Source organism: Jannaschia seosinensis (genome assembly GCF_001408515.1).
GTDB lineage: Bacteria > Pseudomonadota > Alphaproteobacteria > Rhodobacterales > Rhodobacteraceae > Jannaschia > Jannaschia seosinensis.
In genome coordinates, this window is sequence record NZ_CYPR01000009.1 from 1 (window position 1) to 19,457 (window position 19,457).

The following is a 19,457-nucleotide window of genomic DNA, read 5'->3' on the forward strand; positions in this document are numbered from 1 at the left end:
CCCGCCCGAGTGATTTCGTGCAGAGCATCCTAGCCTCCGGCACGGCATCGGCGGTTGTGCCCGTTCCGGTGTCGCCAGATCGCTCGGCCGAGGTGTTTCGACGCTCGGGGAGCGACGTTTCCGGCCGCCGCTCCCGCGGTGACGCGCTCCACAGCTTCGTGTTCTTGCGGGGTGGGATGAGGGTCTGAGGGCCACGGTCGGCAAGGGCATCGTGGCATTTGCGGGCGTCGCAGGCACCGTCCGCGGTACCGCTCCCGATCTCCTGGTCCACCGGGATCCGGTTGCGAAGATCGGGCAGGACGTTCGCGACGCGCTCGAAGCGGTGGCGCTGCGCGGCCGACCATCGCCGACATGGCTCCCGTTCGCGTTCGCGGGCTCTCTCGGACCGTTGGCGTTCGCCCGCTCACTCGCGAAGGCCCGAACCTCCAGCGCTTCCGTATCGATCCCGAGAGGGATCTTGCGCCGTGAGCCATTCCGCGCCCCAGATCCGAGCGACCATGGCGAATGCGCCGTTTGGGCCCGCCATGCTTGCGCGCGTACCGCCCGTTTTCACCCTCGACCTCGATGCCGGTGCTGCCCACTGCCCGACAGGGCATTGCGTAGCACTGCCCCGAGAGGAAATCAGCAGATGCAGCGGGCCCTTGGGCCCGGCGAGAAATCTTGACGGCCAAGGTTTTCCGGCGGCCGGACAGCGTGCTGAAATCGGGCACGGTCCAATCGAGCCCACCAAGCGCAACAGGCTCGCGGCGGTGAGGCTTGCCAAACGGCGTCGGGCGCAAGGGCATGCCGAGTAGCACCTTCACCGTCAGACAGACCTGCCTGGCAGCGTCGCCGGAGGTCCGCTGGCGGCCAGGCCGACCTGCCGGCGCGGACTCCCAGTTCATCTCGGGGTCGAACCAGATCGTCAACGAGCCACGCCGCTTATGCGCCTCGTTGTGAACCGGCCGGCTTTTGATCCCGTAGGCCGCGGGCGTGCGTCTGCCCGCGCCAACCAGCTACCGCCGTGCACTCGCGATATGAGACCCAGTCACGACTTGCGCAGCAGAGCTCGTACCGCTCGTCGAAGAGTGGCGACAGAAGATGATCTGGCGATAGGCTGACGGGCTATCCTTCAAATCGGTTTCGCCCTCGTAGAGGATCTTTGAAGGAATGCTTGTGCTTAGACAACATGGTTCAAGGAGACCATTTCCAGCCGCTGGAGCCTCAGTATTCTCTCACCGAACGGAACGCGCCGAAAGGCAGCGTTCCTTGCATTTCAACCGGATGGATTTCAGCGATTTTCTACGTCGACATAGTCCCGCTGCGCCGGCCCCGTGTAGAGCTGGCGCGGACGACCAATCTTTAGCGCCGGGTCGGAGAGCTGCTCTTTCCACTGCGAAATCCAGCCTACCGTTCGCGACAATGCGAAGATCGGCGTAAACATCGATGTCGGGAAACCCATCGCTTCCAAGATGATGCCGGAATAAAAATCAACGTTCGGGAACAGCTTCTTGTCCGCAAAATACGGGTCGTCGAGCGCTTGCTTCTCAAGTTCCTTCGCGACCTGCAGAGTCGGGTTGTTCTCAATCCCGAGCAGATCGAGCACCTCGTCAGCGCTTTCCTTCATAACGGTCGCGCGGGGATCGAAGTTCTTGTAAACGCGGTGACCGAAACCCATCAGCCGGAACGGATCGTTCTTGTCCTTGGCCCGTGCAATAAATTCGGGGATGCGATCGACCGTTCCGATTTCCCGCAGCATCTCGAGGCAGGCCTGGTTTGCGCCACCATGCGCCGGCCCCCAGAGGCATGCGATGCCGGCCGCGATGCAGGCGAACGGATTGGCGCCGGAGGACGAGGCGAGGCGAACCGTCGAGGTTGAGGCGTTCTGCTCGTGATCCGCGTGAAGCGTGAAGATCCGGTCCATCGCCCGCGCGAGCACCGGATCGACCGTGTATGTCTGCGCCGGAACCGAGAAGCACATGTTGAGGAAGTTGGATGCGTAGTCGAGGTCGTTGCTCGGGTACACGAATGGCTGGCCGATTGAATACTTGAATGCCATCGCGGCAATCGTCGGCATCTTCGCGATCATGCGGATCGACGCCACCTCGCGCTGCCACGGATCGTTAATGTCGGTCGAGTCGTGGTAGAAGGCGGACATCGCGCCGACCATACCCGTCATAATCGCCATCGGGTGGGCGTCGCGACGGAAGCCACGGGTAAAGTTGTACATCTGCTCGTGCAGCATAGTATGCATCGTCACGCGCTGCTCAAAGTCGCCAAGCTGAGTTTTGGATGGCAGGTCGCCGTAGAGGAGAAGGTAGCAGACCTCGAGGTAATGCGACTGCGCGGCAAGCTGATCGATGGGATAGCCGCGGTGCAGCAAAACGCCCTTTTCGCCGTCGATAAACGTGATTTCGCTCTCGCAGGAAGCGGTGGAGGTGAAGCCGGGGTCATAGGTGAAAACGCCCGCGGTTCCATAGAGCTTGCGGATGTCGACCACGTCGGGGCCGGAGGTCGGAGTGAGGACAGGCAGGTCGTAGCTCTCGCCGCCAAACGTCAACGTTGCGGTCTTGTCGGTCTCTGACATCATCGTCCCTTCCATGTTGAGTCGTGCGAACGTCGGTCGCTAAGCTGTTGTTTTCAGGCCACCACCCGATCAGGTGGAGGGCCCTTGCATTTCGCTGGTTGCATCGAGGATACGCGCCAGACTTTCGTCACGCCCCAGAAGCAGCATCATGTCGAAGACGCTCGGCGTGGCGGTACGCCCGGCCAAGGCGGCGCGGAGCGGCGCTGCCATCTTGCCGAGACCGAGGCCCTTGGCCTCCGCCAGATCACCCACGACGCGCTCCAACCCGTCGCGGCTCCAGGTAGCATTGTGCAGGTGCGGCGTCAATTCCGCGAGGAGTTCGCCTCCTTGCCCCTCAAGCGCATTGGCCGCCTTGTCTTCCACCGTCACGGGCCGGTCGATCAGCGCGAAGCGCGCACGGTCGAGTATCTGCGGCAGGGTCCGGCTCGCGTCCTTCACGATACCCACGGCCGGCAGCAAGCGCCCCGCCGGAACCGGCGGCTGTCCGGTGCGGACAGCCCAGTCCTGTGCGGCCGCGACGATCTCCTGATCGTCCATCACGCTCAGATGTTGCCCCGACAGGTTCTCGAGCTTCTTGAGGTCGAGACGCGCGGGCGCCTTGCCGATCCCGCTGAGATCGAACCATTCGCGCGCCTGCGCATCTGTGAAGAACTCGTCGTCACCATGGCTCCAGCCAAGCCGCGCGAGGTAGTTCCGGATCGCGGGCGCCGGAAACCCCAGCTCGGCATATTCCTCGAGCCCGGTTGCGCCATGCCGCTTCGACAGCTTCTTGCCATCGGCACCATGGATCAGGGGGATATGCGCCCAAACCGGTTGGGCCCATTCCATGGCGTTATAAATCTGCGCCTGCCGAGCGGCATTGTTGAGGTGGTCGTCGCCCCGGATGACATGCGTCACGCCCATGTCATGATCGTCGACAACGACGGCAAGCATGTAGGTGGGCGTGCCGTCCGAGCGCAGCAGCACCATGTCGTCAAGCTGGTCGTTCCGCGTCGTCACGTCCCCTTGGACGGCGTCGGCAACGATCGTCACGCCTTCGCGTGGCGCACGGAGTCTGATGACCGAGGGCCCATCGGGGTGATCGGCTGGCCCGACATCCCGCCAAGGGGAGTGGAACAATGTCGATTTTCCCTCGGCCCGCGCGGCTTCGCGAAAGGTTTCGATCTCCTCCTGCGTTGAAAAGCAGCGATAGGCGTGCCCGCGCTCCAGCATCTGATGCGCGACCTCGGCATGACGTGCGGCATTTGCGGCTTGGCTCGAAGCCTCACCGTCCCAGTCGAGCCCGAGCCAGGTCAGGCCCTCGAAAATCGCCTGTGTCGCGGCATCGGTCGAGCGGGCACGGTCCGTATCCTCGATCCGCAGGAGGAATTTGCCGCCGCGACCACGCGCGAACAGCCAATTGAACAATGCCGTCCGCGCCCCGCCGATGTGAAGGTATCCCGTGGGTGACGGCGCGAACCGCGTAACGATTTCCTGGGCCATATGCGCTCCCTCTCCGGCGGATGGTTAACGTTTTCTAAACCCGCCGGCCGGCATGGTCGCGCGGTTGATAGGCACCGCCGCGAGGGAGGGCAAGGATGCAGCCGACCGACGCCGCAACGACACTTCCGCCGCCGTTCTTTCGATTCCGTGAAAATCTGGTTGAATCCTGCCAATCCCTGCGCGGTCACCGTCTGCCATGGCTCGCGGTCGCGTTCGGTGTTGGCGTGGGGCTGTATTTCGCGCTCCCGGTCGAGCCGCCTCTTGTGGCGACGGCTTGTCTCGCGGGCTTGACGCTCCTCCTTCTGGCCGCCGGTATCCGTCTGCGCGGCTCCATCGGGTTTCTGCCGCTGATGGTCGCGGTTGCCCTCAGCGGGCTTGTCGTAGCGCAGGCGCGCACGGCCGTCGTGGCCGGTCCGGTGCTTCAGTTCCGCTATTACGGGGCGATCGAGGGACGTGTGGTAATCGTGGATCGGTCCGCCTCCGGCGCACCGCGTCTGACGCTCGATCGCGTTCGGCTCGACCGTTTTGCGCCGCAGGAGACCCCGCACCGCGTCCGGGTCTCCATGCAGACGGACGATCTCGTGCCGTTCCCCGGGACGCGGGTCATGACAACAGGACACCTGTCGCCGCCGGCGGGGCCAACCGAGCCTGGCGGCTTCGACTTCCAGCGCCATGCCTGGTTCCAAGGCCTCGGCGCAGTGGGTTACACGCGTGTCCCTGTCCTGCGGGCCGAGGCGCTGGAGGGCGGTACCGCCCTTGCCGTCGCGCGCTTCCGTCAGTTTCTCGGCGACGGGTTGCGGGCGCGGATTCCGGGCCAGGCCGGGCAGGTCGCTGCCGCGATCACGACGGGCGACCGCGCCGGCCTGTCGTCAGAAGTCACGGAGGCACTGAGGGCCTCGAACCTCGCGCATCTTCTGGCAATCTCCGGCCTTCATATGGGCCTGCTCGTGGGATTCGTCTTCTGGGCCATCCGCGGCGGCTTTGCGCTGGTTCCGTCGCTCGCGCTGAACTATCCCACGCGGGTCTGGGCGGCCGCGGCGGCGCTGCCTTTCGCATTGGCCTACCTGTTCCTTTCGGGCGGTACCGTCGCAACGCAGCGCGCCTTCATCATGGCTGCGGTGATGCTGGGTGCGATCCTGCTCGGCCGCCGCGCACTCTCGATCCGAAGCGTCGCGATTGCTGCAATTCTCGTGCTCCTCTGGCGACCGGAAAGCTTGACGGGCCCGGGGTTTCAGATGTCCTTTGCCGCAACCGGTGCGCTCGTCCTCGCTTTCGGTGCGCTGTCACGGTCGGGACGCGGAAGCTGGATGCGTGGATGGAAGGGCGCGTTTCTCTCTCTCCTGCTGTCCTCGCTCGTGGCTGGGTTCGCGACCGGACCGATCGCGGCCTTGCACTTCAACCGCGTCGGCCAGTTCGGCGTCTTGGCGAACCTGCTTGCCGTTCCGGTAATGGGCTTCGCCATCATGCCGCTTCTGTTCCTCGGATTGCTGCTGTGGCCATTGGGGCTGGAATCCGGCCCGTTCTGGATCGCCCGGCAAGGAATCGACTGGATCCTCTGGGTCGCGGACTGGGTCGCGAACCTGCCCGGTGCGGTCAGCTACATGTCCGCGCCATCGTGGCAGGTGCTGCCGGTGCTGGGGCTGGGAATGGCGGTGCTCGGCGCATCACGCGGGCCTTGGGGCAGGGGGGGCGGACTCGTCGCGCTTGTAACAGCGGCTTTCCTCTGGGTCGGGAGCGACCGGCCAGACCTTCTGATCTCGGATGATGGACGATTGGTCGGCGCGATGACGGAAAACGGCCGGTGGCTCAACCGCGAGACCGGCGTCGGTTTCGTCGCACAGTCATGGCTGGAGAACGATGGTGACGGCGCTCTTCAAGTCGAAGCCGGCGGCCGCTTATTCCACCTTCCGCTCGACTGGCCCCAAATTCATGCGGCCCCGACGCCGGGTCAGATGGCAGACTTCGTTGACGACTGCGCCGTGAATCCGGGCCTGCTGATCGGACCGGCCGAAATTGCCGATGTGCCAGACGGCTGTGTCTCGGTTGATGCGGCATTCCTCAAGCGGACGGGGGCTGTCGCGATCAGATTCGAACAAGGCAGCATTAGAATGCAAACCGTGTCCGAATTTCAGGGAATGCGCCCATGGACCCCGAAGCGCTAAGCCCCGCCAGAATCCGGCGGAGCAGCGCCAGCGGTGGACAAAGGTTTCAGTAGCTGCGGATCAGCCCGACCAGCCGGCCCTGAATGCGAACCTGGTTCTCCCGCAGCAGACGCGTCTCATATGCCGGATTGGCGGCCTCAAGCGCAATCATGCCTTTCTGTCGACGGTACCGCTTGAGCGTCGCTTCATGTCCTTCAATCAAAGCGACAACGATATCGCCATTGTCGGCCATATCCTGTTCGCGGATCACGACGACGTCTCCGTCGTTGATGCCTGCATCGATCATCGAGTCGCCTTTCACCTCCAGGGCATAATGTTCGCCCCCCCGGTCGAGCATCTGGCCCGGTACGGCGACGTGATGCGAAACCTCGGTGATGGCCTCGATCGGCACACCCGCGGCAATGCGTCCCATGACCGGCAATTCCGTCGCATCGACGCGCACCGGCATCGCGCTCGCAACACCCGGCGTGCTTGTTTGCGCCGCGCCGTCCCCGTCAATCAATTTTGGAACGAACTTGTCGCCGTTCATGCCCTCGGGAAGGCGAACGATCTCGATTGCGCGTGCACGGTGCGCGAGGCGACGAATGAACCCGCGCTCTTCCAGAGCCGTAATCAGGCGATGAATTCCGGACTTTGACCGCAGATCGAGCGCATCCTTCATCTCGTCGAACGACGGCGGCACGCCATCGCGCTGCATCCGTTTGTGAATGAATTCGAGCAAGTCGCGTTGCTTCCGTGTCAACATTTCCGGTCCATCCCGCCATGTAAGCTTGTGCTGTGTTCTAGAAAGGTTCCCGTTTTGTGTCAACGCGGCGGGAACATTGACAGGACATTCACTTCGGATTGGTTACAGCCGCGTTAACGCGGCAGCGGAACAACCTCGATCTCGTCGCCTTTACGGTGCGGCGAGTCATTCGGGGGACGGATTGCAAGAACATCCGCTTCCTGCAGGATGTGCAGAAGACTGCTGTCCTGCTTCTCGAACGGTGTGCAAAGGCCGTGGGTCATGCGACCGCGCATGTAATGCTGTCGCGGCCCGTTGGAGGCGAGCGACGTGGCCAAGGGAACCCGCCGCGTCGGAACTTGCGGGGGGAGGGTCAGCATCGCACGCAACATCGGCAGGATGAAGATGACGCCGCAAACCATTGCCGAGACGGGATTTCCCGGAAGTCCGACGAAAGCGGCGTCGTGCAGCCTCCCGGCCAGGAGCGGCTTGCCAGGGCGCATGGCAACCTTGTGAAACGCGAGGTCCAGTCCGGCATGGGACGCTGCTCCGGCGATGAGATCGTGATCGCCGACGGACGCGCCCCCGATGGTCACGATCAGGTCCGCGCCCGTGGCCAATTCCAAAGCCATCCTAAGGCTTTCTGATGTGTCCCGTGCGATTGGAAGCAGATGCGTTTCAGCCCCCGCCGCGTCGAACATTGCCGCGAGACCGTAGCCGTTCGAGGCGGTGATCTCGCCCGGCCCGAGGGGCTCTCCGGGCGGGCGGAGTTCATCGCCCGTCATCAGAATTGCCACGTTTGGTCGGCTGCGCACCGGCAGCATGTCATGTCCCATCGCCGCGAGCATCGCGACATCGCGGCTTCCAAGTGATCGCTTCGGGTCGAACTCCATTCCCGCGCGAAAATCCCCGCCCGCCGCGCGAACATTGACAGATCCTCCCGGCTCGGCCGCGACAACAATCCGGTCCCCAACGCGCGCGACGTCCTCCTGGATAAGGACACGTACGGTTCCCGGTGGTACCATTGCGCCCGTGAAGATGCGGACAGCGGATCGCGCCGTGATCTTGCCCTTGAAGGGGTGTCCGGCTGCGGACTCACCGATGACCCTGAAGGCGTCGCCGATATTGGCCGCCTCGGTGCCAATCGCATAGCCGTCCATTGATGACGCGGCGAACGGCGGCTGGTCGTGCCGCGCGGTGACAGGATGTGCCAAGATGCGTCCGGCGGCAGCGCGTAGCGACACGTCCTCGATTTCGACCGGCCCGACGAGCGCGAGGAGTCGATCCGTCGCCTCCTCAACCGAGATCACGGCGCGGTCCAGTCGCCTGATTTGCCGCCTTTTTTGGATAGGAGGCGGATGCCGCCGATTTCCATGTCCTTCTGCACGGCCTTGGCCATGTCGTAGGCCGTCAGGCAGGCTGTCGTCACCGCCGTCAGTGCCTCCATCTCGACACCGGTCCGCCCGGATGTCCCGACCGTCGCAGTCATGCGCAGGCCGGGCAAAGCGGCGTCAATCTCGACCTCAACGGCGACCTTCGCGATTGGCAGGGGGTGGCAGAGCGGGATCAGATCGGCGGTCCGCTTTGCTCCCATGATGCCGGCAAGTCGGGCAATCCCGACGACATCACCTTTTTCCGCGGTTCCGGACCGCACGATATCGAGCGTCCGCGGCGACATCCGGATCCAGCCCTCCGCGACGGCAACACGCGCGGTCTCTGGCTTCTCGGAGACGTCGACCATGTGTGCGGCCCCGCTCGCGTCAAAATGGGTCAGCCCGGTCACAGGGTGGCGACCATGGGGTTGGCCAGAAGGTCACGCGTGGCGGTGGCGACGTCGTCATGCCGCATCAGGCTTTCGCCGATCAGGAAGGAGCGCACGCCGTAGCGCGCCATATCAGCGAGGTCAGCAGGAAGACGCAGACCGCTTTCGGACACGAGAAGACGATCCTCGGACGCGCGGCGGGCCAAGTTGCGCGTCGTCTGAAGATCGGTTTCGAACGTATTGAGATCACGATTGTTTATGCCGAGGAGGCGGGATTTCAACAGTGTCGCGCGGTCTAGTTCCTCTTGGTCGTGCACCTCGATCAGAACGTCCATTCCCCAGTCCGTTGCCGCGCTTTCCAGCTCAAGCGCCTGAGCATCGGACACGAAAGCCATGATGATCAGGATACAATCGGCCCCGAGTGCGCGACTTTCGGCAACCTGCCAAGGGTCGCAGAGGAAATCCTTCCGCAGCACCGGGAGATCGACGGCCTCTCGCGCGGCCACGAGAAACGCATCATTGCCTTGGAACGACGGTTGGTCCGTCAGAACAGAGAGGCACGCAGCGCCGCCGTCCGCATAGGCACGGGCGAGGACGGGCGGGTCGAAGTCCGCGCGGATAAGGCCCTTGGACGGGCTTGCGCGCTTGATCTCCGCGATCAGGCCGTAGCCGCCGATCGATGCCTGCTGTAACCGACCCGCGAAGGGGCGGACGGCCGATGCGGCGCGCGCGGCCTCCTCGATCTCGGCTTGGCTGCGCTCCTCCTTGCGGGCCGCGATCTCCTCGAGCTTATAGGCACGAATTCGGTCGAGGATTGTCGGCGTGCTCATGCGTCTACTCCGGTTGTCAGGCGGGCAAGCGCAGCGACCTTCGCCGCGGCGTGTCCCTCGTCGATGGAGCGGGCCGCGAGTGCAGCTCCGTCCGGCAACGATTTCGCCACCCCCGCCACGACGAGAGCCGCAGCCGCATTCAGGATCACCGCATCACGATATCCGCTCGCCTTTCCGTCCAGAAGCATGCGGAAGGCGCGGCCGTTCTCTTCCGGCTCACCACCCAGGATCGCGTCAAAAGAATGCGTGGGAAGATCGGCATCGGCGGGCGTTATTTCCCGCTCGGTCACGAAACCGTTCTGAAGTACCGCCACATGGGTCGCCCCGGCAATCGAAAGCTCGTCCGTTCCGTCCGCGCCATGAACGACCCAAGCTGTCTCGCTGCCCAACCTGCCGAGAACCTCCGCCATCGGCTGGATCAGGTCGCGGGAATACGTACCGGTGAGTTGCCTCGTCACCCCGGCCGGATTGGTCAGCGGCCCCAGAATGTTGAAGACGGTTCGCGTTCCCAGTTCGCGGCGCACCGGCATGACGTGCCGGATCGACGGGTGGTGCATGGGGGCCATCATGAAGCAGATGCCGATCTCGGTCAGCGCACGCTCCGCGACCGCCGCCTCGACCATCACATCGATGCCCATCTGCGTCAGCACATCCGCCGCGCCGGATCTTGAACTGAGATTGCGGTTCCCGTGCTTGGCCACCGGCACGCCAGCGCCTGCGACGACGAAAGCAGCGGCGGTCGAGATGTTCAGTGTGCCTTTGCCGTCGCCGCCGGTTCCCACGATGTCGATTGCGCCGGTCGGGGCGGTCACCCGGTTCATGCGTGCGCGCATCGCCGCGGCGGCGGCGGCGATTTCCTCGACCGTCTCTCCTCGGGTGCGCATCGCCATCAGCAGCCCCGCGATTTCGACCGGCGTCGCGGCACCGTCGAAGAAGGCGGCGAAGGCGCTTTCTGCCTCCAGGCCGGTAAGGGGACGGTCCGGAGCGGCGGCCAGCAGGGGCTTCAGATCGGTCATGCGGGAACGGGTATCAGGTCAAGAAAGTTTTTGAGCAGGGCATGTCCGTGTTCGGAGGCGATGCTCTCGGGGTGGAACTGCACGCCGTGGATCGGCAGGTCGCGATGCCGCAGGCCCATGATCGTTCCATCCGCGAGACTGGCATTCGCGAGGAGCGTGTCCGGCAGTGTCTCGCGCTCCACGATCAGCGAGTGATAGCGCGTCGCGTCGAATGCGGCCGGTAGTCCGGCAAAGAGACCGGTCCCGTCGTTTTCCATCCGCCCGAGCTTGCCGTGAACGATCTCGGGCGCGCGCAGGACGCGGCCGCCGAAGACCTGACCGATAGCCTGATGCCCGAGACAGACGCCCAAAAGCGGTGTACCCGTCTCGGCGCAGGCCTCGACCATGGCCAGACAGATGCCGGCCTCATTCGGCGTGCAGGGGCCGGGCGACAGCAGGACGCCCGCCGGGTTCAGGGCCATCGCCGCCTGAACGTCGAGGGCATCGTTGCGCACCACACGAACATCGGCGCCCTGTTCGGCGACGTAATGGACAAGGTTCCAGGTGAAACTGTCGTAGTTATCAATCAGCAGAAGCAAGCCCGTCCCTCCGATGGTGTTCAGAGCCATTGTGCGCGACCCCGGCCTTCGGGTTATAGGAGGCGTGAGCGTTCTGTAAAAGGGCGAAGCGACGGGGCAGCGAGGGGAACACCGATGCTGAAGGGTATATTGCTCGGATCGGCCAGTGGATTCGCGCTGGCGGCGTTGTTCCTCGGATCGGTGTCGTTGCTTCTTCCGCCGCCGGAAGCGCCGCAGCAGCGCTCCGTCGCATCGAGGCCCGCCGCCCCCGTTCTGCGCGATCAGTCGGAGAGAACGCCGCGCGTGCCCGAACCCCTTCCGGAACGCCCGGAGCCAGCGGAGGTGCCCGCGCCTGCTGTCCCGTCGGTGCAGGAAGGCGCGGCAAGCGGAGTCCGGCGCTCCCCGGTTGAGGCCGCGATTGCCGCGGGGCGTCCTGCCGAGCGGTCGTTACCACCGGGATCGGCGGAGAGACAGGACATGCCAGCGATACCCCTGCCACCGGGAAGTCAGTTCAACCGGCCGCGCGAGGACGGCGCAATCGTGACGCCGGGCACCGACGGCGCGCCGCGTCTGGACCTGCAGGCGGACCGGATCAGCGCCGCGCCCGCCGCGCGCGTCGAGGTTCCCATGCCGTCGACCCAAAGTGCCGCGCGTCCGAACCCGCTCGAGATCACAGGCTTCGCGACCGCGCCGGAAGCCGGAGATGCGCCGATACTCCCTCGAAGCGCTGACGAGACGACCCTGCGCAATTACGGCGGCGTCAGGGCTCGCGAGAATGGCGCCATACCGCCGGCGACTGAGACTGCGCCGCGTGCGAGTGAGGGCGAAACGAGATCAAAGGTCAAAGCGGTCGATGAGCCAGCGGCCGGGCGCCCCCCGGCCGCCGATGCGGACGCCACTCGTCCTGATCGGGACAGTACCGCACAGGCACGCAACGCACCTTCGGCAGTGGGGCCAGATGTCACCATCGAAACTCCGGGTCAGCCGGTCCCTGTCGAGCAGTCGCATGAGGCCGTCCGGATCACTGCCCCGGAACAAGCTGGCAGCCAATCCGACCAAGTCATCGCGAACATGCGTCGGCTGGCGCAACCGGAGCCGGCCGAGGACGCGGCCCCCGAGATCACGGTCGCCGGAGCTTCTCCGAATGCGAAGGTTCGGCTCGTTCCGATCGAGGAGGTGGTCGATGTCCCGCGATCCGAGCCCCTGCGGGAAACCACGCCCGACCCGGCACCGTCCGGTGAAATGCCACAACGTCTTGTCCTCGACAGTGCGCGGGATCCGGGCATGTTGTCGGACGCTGCGCAGGACGCGCCCGTAGGTGCACTGGACCGGGAGGCAGTCGCGTTCGATGCCGGCGGCCGTCCGCTATTCTCCGTGGTCCTGATCCATGATCCGGATGCAGAAGTCGGGCGGCAGGCGCTCACGGAGCTCGAGTTTCCCGTGACCATTGCCATTGATCCGACGCAGGCCGGAGCCGTCGACGCGGCGCGTGCCTACCGGGATGCGGGTCATGAGGTCGTGCTTCTCGCCGATGGTCTGCCGGAGGGAGGGACGCCGCAGGACATGGAAATTGCGTTGTCCGGCGCGCTAAGCGCTGTGCCGCAGGCAATCGCCGTGCTTGATCGGGGTGAAAGCGGCTTCATCGGCGACCGCCGAGCCCTCGGTGGTCTGTTGCCGCCGCTGGCAGAGGCGGGAATGGGCTTGCTGGCCTATCCAAGCGGTCTCGGCACCGGGATTGCGCGGGCCAATCGCGCCGGCGTTCCCGCGGCGACGATCTTTCGTGCGTTGGATGCAGATGGTGAGCGCGCAGCTTCGGTTGGCCGCCACCTCGACCGCGCGACGTTCGAAGCCGTGCAGGATGGCGCCGTGGTCGTCGTCGGTCGAGCAAGATCCGAGACCGTCGCGGCGTTGAAGGCATGGCGGAAAGAGGGGCGCGCCGAGGAAGTCGCGGCGGCACCGCTCTCGGCGGTATTGGAGGAGGCGGGTCGGTAAAGCTTGTTTTCCTGACGCCTCAGTCTTCCGGAAGATCGATGCGCGCGACCTGCTCCGCAATCGGCTCGACGGATAGCGGGTGGGTTTCGTCGATATGCTCGTCCGGATCGCCGATATCCTGCCAGACGCGGTTCTTGAAAATCTCCAGCGCAGAGAATTGCGCCTTATAGCCCATCTTCGGCGAACTCGGCACCCAATAGCCGAGATAGACGTAGGGCAGGGCGGCTTCGCGCGCGATCTCGATATGGTCGAGGATAATGTGCGTGCCAAGGCTGTCTTGCCGACAGGCGGGATCGTAAAACGAGTAGACCATGGACAGGCCGTCATCGAGCACATCCGTCAGGCAGACCGCCCGCAAGATCGGCTCCTCACCCTCCGCCTTTGGCCGGTCGTCCCAATATTCGATTACGCGCGTCCGGATCGGGCTTTCCTCGATCATGGCGGCGAATTCGAAGATGTCCATGTCCGCCATGCCGCCATTGGCATGTCGCGCGGCGAGGTAGCGCCGGAACAGCGCGTATTGCGCGTCGGTCGCCCAAGGCGATGTGATTTCCCGCCGCAGATGCGCATTGCGCGCGAGAGCCCGGCGCTGCGACCGGGTCGCGCGGAAATCCGCGACACGGATACGGGCGGACAGGCAGGCGGAGCAATCGGCGCAGGATGGGCGATAAAGCACGTTTTGCGACCGCCGGAAGCCCTGCTTCGACAGCTTGTCGTTGAGCGCGACCGCCCCCGAGCCTTGCAGCGCCGTGAACAGCTTACGCTCGCGCCGCCCGTCGATATACGGGCAGGATTGCGGCGCGGTCACGTAAAACTGAGGCGTCAGCGGCAGGCTGTGGCGCATTAGGTGTATCTCTGTCGCGGATGTTTCGCTGAAAACCCTAGCCGCAAGCGGTGGCAGGTCAATCACAAAGCGTGCAGAACGTCAGATCAAGCCATGTTCGTCAACCGGGGCGATTGATCGCCGCCGATCCTATGACGAGGTCAGGAAGGCCCTGACGACGGGGCGAGATGAGCATCGCTGCGATGGATGCGATCTGGGGCAGCACGAACGTCATGGCGGCATAATAACCGCCGACATGGAGCGCCGCCGACAGACCGTCAAAGCGTGCGCCGCGATGATCCCGCAGCTCGATTCCCATCAGGCGCATGCCCCAGGTCGCCGACCCGGAGGAGAGCGTCGCGAGACGGTAAAGGAGGCCGAGCACCAGAAAGGTTATCGGCCACATGAACCAAGCGATCGTCAGCGTCAGGATGCCTGCGACTATCGTGAACATCGTGATGAGGGCCATGTCGATCAGCCACGCGAAGGCGCGCTTGGTCACGACTCCGTTATAGAATTCCGGCTGCTCCACCGGGTCCGGGAGGCCGGAGACGGAGCTTCCGAGATCGGTCCAGTTGGCCATCGATATCCCTCCAAAATCAGGCGACCTCGCCCGGTATGGGGCGAGGCCGGTCATTATCAGGCTTCGGCCGCGCCGTCGCTGCGGGACGTTTTGGCGCGCTCTTCCATAAACTGGTCGAACTCGGCCTTGTCCTTGGCTTCACGCAGACGCTGCATGAATGTTTCGAACGCTTCCTGCTCATCCTCGAGGCGGCGGAGCATGTCGGTCTTGTACGCGTCGAAGGCTTGGTTGCCGGAGCTGCGAAAACGGGTGGGGGTCATGCGGCGAGTGTTGAATTGTGTCATCGAGTTGCGGCCTGAGAACATGCGCTTGCTCCAGATCATGTAGGCGAGAAAGGCGAGGCCAACAGGCCAGAACAGGACGAAACCGAGAATCATCGCGGCAATCCAAGCGCCTTTGCCACGGGCGTCGAGCCAACTTTCGATGCGGGACAGGATAGCGCCGGTCGTGCGGCCGGCATAAGCGGGGGCAGTGGTCATCAGCGTCTTTCCTTTGATATGTGAACCTGTTTCACATTCAGGCAGATGGTGTTGGGATCGACACCTCACAAGGGGCATGTGAATATATTTCACATTGCCTGCACGGCTTTCTTTAGCAGGCCGCTGAAGAAGTCGGGCTTGAAGGACGATGTTCGTGCCGTCACGAATTGAAGGCGGTTTCTCTGCGGCATCGGCGTCGGACGCCGGGTCTGGATTGCGCTGTTCGTCACGCTGCCAGGAGTTTCGGTAGCCTGGCCAGATTGCAGGCCGCCATGGTCATCGTGAACTGCGCGCGGACCCTGTCGATGCCGCGGTGAAGGGTCTGGGTCATGCCACCCACGGTCTTGGCCCAGCCGAACGGTTCCTCGATCTTCTTTCGGCGCCGTGGGGACAAGGCGTAGCCGGGATGCTGGGTGGTGCGCCCGTCAATGGCGGAATGCCGGGCCTTCTGCGCGACATGTGGCGTCACGACCATACGCCTGAGCGCGGCGACAAAGTCGGCGCTGTCATATCCTTTGTCGGCCCCGAGCGTCAGGCGCCGGGTTGAGCCCGGCGAGTGCCGATTGATCATCTCGAGCGCCGCCTTGCGCTCGCCGTGGCCGTCGGCGTGGGTCAGGTCCGACTGCACGACCAGGCCGTTGCGGTTCTCCATCAGCGTATGGCCCATGAAGCACAGCATCGCCGCGGCACCTGGCGCCTTCTTGTAGAGGCGGGCATCGGGGTCCGTCACGGACGCATGAGTAGCGTTCGAGCGCTTCTTACCCCGGAAGTTCACCTCGGCGTTGCGGGTCTGGCGGGGCGTGTCGGGCATCGGCTGAATCTCGGTCTGCTGAAGCTGATGGTCGGTGTCTGCGGCGGCCTCCTTAGCTGGCGGAGGCGGCGGATCGCCTGGATCGTCGTCGCGATCCGGCGGTGCGCTTTCCTTCGGCTGGAAGCTCTTCATGGACGCCCACGCCTTGATCAGCGTGCCGTCCACCGAGAAGTGTTCATTCGAGAGCAGCGGTCGGACCTCCGGATGTGCCAGGATCGCCGCCATCACCTTGCGCGACATCTCGGTGGTCAGCAGCCGGTCGCGGTTCTTGCTGAACACCGTGGGGACCCACACCGGGTCGTCGATGCCAAGTCCGACGAACCACCGGAACAGCAGGTTGTAATCCATCTGCTCCATCATCTGCCGCTCCGAGCGGATCGAGAACAGGATCTGGAGAAGGCTCGCCCGGATCAGGCGCTCCGGCGCGATGGAGGGGCGGCCGAAGTCGGTGTAGAGTGCGTCGAACTCGGCATCGAGGCTCGCCAGAGCGTCGTTCACGATCTGCCGGATCTTGCGAAGCGGATGACCTGAGGGGACCCGCTCATCAAGATCCACATAGCTGAACAGCGATCCGCTCGCCTCGTCCGTCCCGCGCATCGTCGCCCTCTCCGCCACTGCAGTGACGAAGGTGAATCATGTTCTCGAAACCGCGTCGAGACCGGCCTTTTTCAGCAGCCTGTTAACGTAGGAGGCTCATCCTGCCCGACCTGTTCGGCCAGATCGCGTTGGACAAGGAGATTGCGTTAGCAGGGAGATCGTCGGCGGTGCGCCTGCGAAGGCCGACGGCGCCTGCGACACCTGCAAGCGCTTGGGCAATGTAACCTGCACCGGGACGAACGACGCCCTTCCACCCTGCGAAAAACGCCGAGCTTCGGGGCTGTCACTGCGGGTGCGGTGGCCGGAAACGCGGCTCTGCACGCCTTGGCGAACTCGGAACGGATATCGCCGCCGAGGCCGCGTCTACACCGGGATGCACCGGGTGCACTGCCGCTCCAGCGTCTCATGCCGCAGGACGTCAATCGCCAGCCCGCCGAGTTCCAGATTTGCATGGCCGCCCCGAACGCCCCTCCCGAGGAACCGCGTCACCGAAACCGTAGCATAAAGCCGTCCGTGAACACGGAAGCCTGGGGGATCAAATCGTTTGAAAAACAGAGGATAACGCGAATATGTCCGCTCCAATGGCTTCCCAAAGTAGGCCGTGACATCCTTGGCTGCTGACATCGTGCTGCGGCCGCATCAAAAAATCCTCACATTGATATTTGTCCGCCAACCCCCTCTGTCAGGGAAGATGTCGCCCGCACTTGCACTAAAAGTATACACTGAGGCGGGCGGAACAGGATGACGATTTGGCTTATTCACCGGAGAGGAGAGCGGCGGTTCTGACGAAGATGCTGCCGCCGAACAACATGCCCTTGGGCCGGCTGGCCAAGGAGGAAGGGATCAGCGTAGCGACGCTTGCCAAGTGGCGGGCGGAGGCGCGGGCGAAGGGGCAGTTCCTGCCCGAAGCGAACGCGGGTCCCGAGGGCTGGACCTCAGCGGACAAGCTCGCTGCGGTGATCGAGACGGCGTCGATGAACGAAGCCGATCTCGGCGAATACTGCCGGCGCCGTGGCATCTATCCCGAGCAGCTTCGTGTCTGGCGGGAGGCCTGCGCGCGGGCCAATGACTGGGAGCGCGCGGCGACGAGCCGGATCACGCGCGAGACGAAGGACGACAGGAAACGCATCCAGCAGCTGGAACGGGAACTTGCGCGCAAGGAGAAGGCGTTGGCCGAGGCCGCCGCGTTGATGATCTTGCGAAAAAAGGCCGAGGCGATCTGGGGCCAAGGGGACGAGGACGCATGACGTCCGCTCCGGATCGCCAAAATATCGTCGCCCTTGTCGACGAGGCTGTGGCGGCAGGCGTCTGCCAGTCCGCTGCCTGCGCCGAGCTTGGCCTCAGCGCGCGCACGCTGCAGCGCTGGAAGGACCCGGAGTGCGGGATCTGCGAAGACCGTCGTCCGTTCGCGGACCGCCCGACGCCCGCCAACAGGCTGAGCGAAGAGGAGCGCGACCGCATCGTGGCCACCTGCGCCGCGCCCGCGAGCCTCCCGCCCAGCCAGATCGTGCCACGATTAGCTGACCAGGGCACATACATCGCGTCGGAATCCAGCATGTACAGGGTTTTGCGCGAGCGCGGCCAGAACCATCGTCGGGGTCGTGCTCGGCCAGCCGTACGCCGCAAGCCGCCCACCAGCTTCGAGGCGACAGCGCCGTGCCAGGTCTGGAGCTGGGACATCACCTGGCTGCCTGGACCGGTGGCCGGCACCTTCTTCCACCTCTATCTCATCATCGACATCTTCAGCCGGAAGATTGTCGGCTGGGAGGTCTACGAGCGCGAGACGGCCGAGTTCGCCGCCCAGGTCCTGGAACGCGCCGTCTGGGCCGAGAAGTGTCTCACCAGTCCGCTGACGCTCCATGCCGACAATGGCAGCCCAATGAAGGGCGCCACCATGAAGGTGACCATGGAGCGCCTCGGCGTCACCGCATCCTTCAGCCGCCCGCGCGTATCGAACGACAATCCGTTCTCAGAGGCGCTGTTCCGGACCTGCAAGTATGTGCCCGACTGGCCGACCCGCGGCTTCGCGACGATCGATGAGGCGCGGGCCTGGGTCCAGGGCTTCGCCACTTGGTACAACACCCAGCATCGGCACAGCGCGATCCGCTTCGTGACGCCCGAGCAGCGTCACCGCAGCGAGGACCGACCGCTGCTGGCCAGCCGCCATCAGGTCTGTGAGCTTGCCCGAGCCGCCCGGCCGGACCGGTGGTCAGGACGGACACGCAACTGGCAACCCATCGGCTCGGTCTGGCTGAACCCCGAGCGAACCGAAGCCGGGCGCAGAGGCCATGGGGCCGCCGACGCGCTCCCCCATCAAGCTGGCGGCGGCGGCCCCATGGTCGGGCCAGCCGAACACGCAGCGTGAAAACGAGTGCAGGCGACAACCACCTTGACGAACACCGCCAACCAGTGCCGATGGATCTGGCCTGAGCCAAGGGTCTCCTTAGCCCGGATAATTCACGAGAAGGCGGCGGAGGTGGCGTAACCGTCTGAAACTCTGTATTTTTTGGTTATCGGCGCCAAAGATTCAGATTTCAGCAGGACGACCTCCGCCATGACCCAGTCTACGTGCTCCACGCCCCGCCTGTCACCCCTTAACGGTAAGCCGGTCCTGCTCGGGTTTGACGGCGCCGACATGAGCTCCGACGCCGGACTGACCCTGCTGCGCGAGATCGAGCGCAGGGCGGGTCTGGCGCAGCGGCTCGCAGATTGCCTGCACGATCCGCGTGACCCGGCGAAAGTTCAGCATAGCCTGTGCGACATCATCCGGTTCCGGATCATGATGATCGCGGCGGGATACGAAGACGGCAATGACGCGACCGCCCTTCGGCACGATCCCAGCTTCAGGAGAGTTATGCCCGAAAGTTGGTGATGGCCTGAAGTAGGCGGCATATCATGGCGGTGTTCACGCGCCGTCAGTCTCAAAAGAGAAAGGATATGCCACCATGGCCAAATCTACCGTTGTCCCGTTCGAACTGCCATCGGAATTTTCTGCGGATCCGTTGACCGAGGTAATCCACGCTGGGGCCAAGGAGCTTCTGCGAACGGCGGTTCAGGCNGAGGTATCCGCCTT

General features: G+C 64.3%; 14 protein-coding genes and 3 pseudogenes. 4 read left to right on the plus strand and 13 right to left on the minus strand.

Going from position 1 to position 19,457, the window contains the following annotated elements:
* The 3 genes and pseudogenes from JSE7799_RS22170 to gltX all read right to left on the minus strand — a co-directional run.
* Positions 1 to 995: pseudogene (locus tag JSE7799_RS22170) on the minus strand (transposase); the annotation flags it as partial.
* Between the two features lie 275 nt (positions 996 to 1,270).
* Positions 1,271 to 2,566, minus strand: a complete 1,296-nt coding sequence (locus JSE7799_RS00745; protein WP_055661900.1) for a citrate synthase — start codon at positions 2,564 to 2,566, stop codon at positions 1,271 to 1,273.
* 69 nt (positions 2,567 to 2,635) lie between these two features.
* Positions 2,636 to 4,048 (minus strand): glutamate--tRNA ligase, encoded by a 1,413-nt coding sequence (gltX, locus tag JSE7799_RS00750; protein WP_055661885.1) that lies wholly within the window; start codon positions 4,046 to 4,048, stop codon positions 2,636 to 2,638.
* Between the two features lie 95 nt (positions 4,049 to 4,143).
* Between gltX and JSE7799_RS00755 the strand changes: the two genes are divergently transcribed.
* Complete coding sequence (locus JSE7799_RS00755) at positions 4,144 to 6,210, plus strand: ComEC/Rec2 family competence protein (protein ID WP_055661886.1); 2,067 nt, start codon at positions 4,144 to 4,146, stop codon at positions 6,208 to 6,210.
* A 46-nt stretch (positions 6,211 to 6,256) separates the two neighbouring features.
* Here JSE7799_RS00755 and lexA read toward each other — a convergent pair whose 3' ends face one another.
* From lexA to JSE7799_RS00785, 6 genes are all read right to left on the minus strand, one after another.
* Entirely contained in the window at positions 6,257 to 6,955 is a 699-nt protein-coding gene (lexA, locus tag JSE7799_RS00760) for a transcriptional repressor LexA (RefSeq protein ID WP_055661887.1), read from the minus strand.
* Positions 6,956 to 7,068: 113 nt separating this feature from the next.
* On the minus strand, positions 7,069 to 8,244 hold the full coding sequence (locus JSE7799_RS00765) for a molybdopterin molybdotransferase MoeA (RefSeq protein ID WP_055661888.1): 1,176 nt from the start codon (positions 8,242 to 8,244) through the stop codon (positions 7,069 to 7,071).
* Complete coding sequence (moaC, locus tag JSE7799_RS00770; RefSeq protein ID WP_083480120.1) at positions 8,241 to 8,717, minus strand: cyclic pyranopterin monophosphate synthase MoaC; 477 nt, start codon at positions 8,715 to 8,717, stop codon at positions 8,241 to 8,243. The genes JSE7799_RS00765 and moaC overlap by 4 nt, the downstream gene beginning before the upstream one ends.
* Positions 8,714 to 9,526, minus strand: a complete 813-nt coding sequence (gene trpC, locus JSE7799_RS00775) for an indole-3-glycerol phosphate synthase TrpC (protein ID WP_055661890.1) — start codon at positions 9,524 to 9,526, stop codon at positions 8,714 to 8,716. Before trpC ends, moaC begins: the two co-directional genes overlap by 4 nt.
* The gene (trpD, locus tag JSE7799_RS00780; protein WP_055661891.1) at positions 9,523 to 10,542 is read right to left on the minus strand and encodes an anthranilate phosphoribosyltransferase; all 1,020 of its coding nucleotides are present in this window, start codon (positions 10,540 to 10,542) and stop codon (positions 9,523 to 9,525) included. Before trpD ends, trpC begins: the two co-directional genes overlap by 4 nt.
* Positions 10,539 to 11,120 carry an anthranilate synthase component II gene (locus tag JSE7799_RS00785; RefSeq protein WP_055661901.1) on the minus strand — a complete coding sequence of 194 codons (582 nt, stop codon included), beginning with the start codon at positions 11,118 to 11,120 and terminating at the stop codon, positions 10,539 to 10,541. Before JSE7799_RS00785 ends, trpD begins: the two co-directional genes overlap by 4 nt.
* 456 nt (positions 11,121 to 11,576) lie before the next feature.
* On the opposite strand from JSE7799_RS00785, the gene JSE7799_RS00790 reads away from it, so the two are divergent.
* Positions 11,577 to 13,091: a polysaccharide deacteylase family 2 protein gene (locus JSE7799_RS00790; RefSeq protein ID WP_186201800.1), complete on the plus strand. Its 1,515-nt coding sequence runs from the start codon at positions 11,577 to 11,579 to the stop codon at positions 13,089 to 13,091.
* A gap of 19 nt (positions 13,092 to 13,110) precedes the next feature.
* On the opposite strand, the gene JSE7799_RS00795 is transcribed toward JSE7799_RS00790, so the two are convergent.
* From JSE7799_RS00795 to JSE7799_RS00810, 4 genes are all read right to left on the minus strand, one after another.
* Positions 13,111 to 13,935, minus strand: a complete 825-nt coding sequence (locus JSE7799_RS00795; RefSeq protein WP_055661893.1) for an arginyltransferase — start codon at positions 13,933 to 13,935, stop codon at positions 13,111 to 13,113.
* Positions 13,936 to 14,035: 100 nt separating this feature from the next.
* A complete protein-coding gene (locus JSE7799_RS00800) occupies positions 14,036 to 14,497 on the minus strand; it encodes an RDD family protein (RefSeq protein WP_055661894.1) in 462 nt (153 codons plus the stop codon).
* 56 nt (positions 14,498 to 14,553) lie between these two features.
* Positions 14,554 to 14,976: a DUF2852 domain-containing protein gene (locus JSE7799_RS00805; protein WP_055661895.1), complete on the minus strand. Its 423-nt coding sequence runs from the start codon at positions 14,974 to 14,976 to the stop codon at positions 14,554 to 14,556.
* A 226-nt stretch (positions 14,977 to 15,202) separates the two neighbouring features.
* Positions 15,203 to 16,384: an IS5 family transposase gene (locus tag JSE7799_RS00810; protein ID WP_055661896.1), complete on the minus strand. Its 1,182-nt coding sequence runs from the start codon at positions 16,382 to 16,384 to the stop codon at positions 15,203 to 15,205.
* Positions 16,385 to 17,175: 791 nt separating this feature from the next.
* Between JSE7799_RS00810 and JSE7799_RS00820 the strand changes: the two are divergent.
* A pseudogene (locus tag JSE7799_RS00820) lies at positions 17,176 to 18,656 on the plus strand (IS3 family transposase); the annotation flags it as partial.
* Positions 18,657 to 18,938: 282 nt separating this feature from the next.
* A pseudogene (locus JSE7799_RS00825) lies at positions 18,939 to 19,232 on the plus strand (transposase); the annotation flags it as partial.
* Between the last annotated feature and the right edge of the window lie 225 nt (positions 19,233 to 19,457).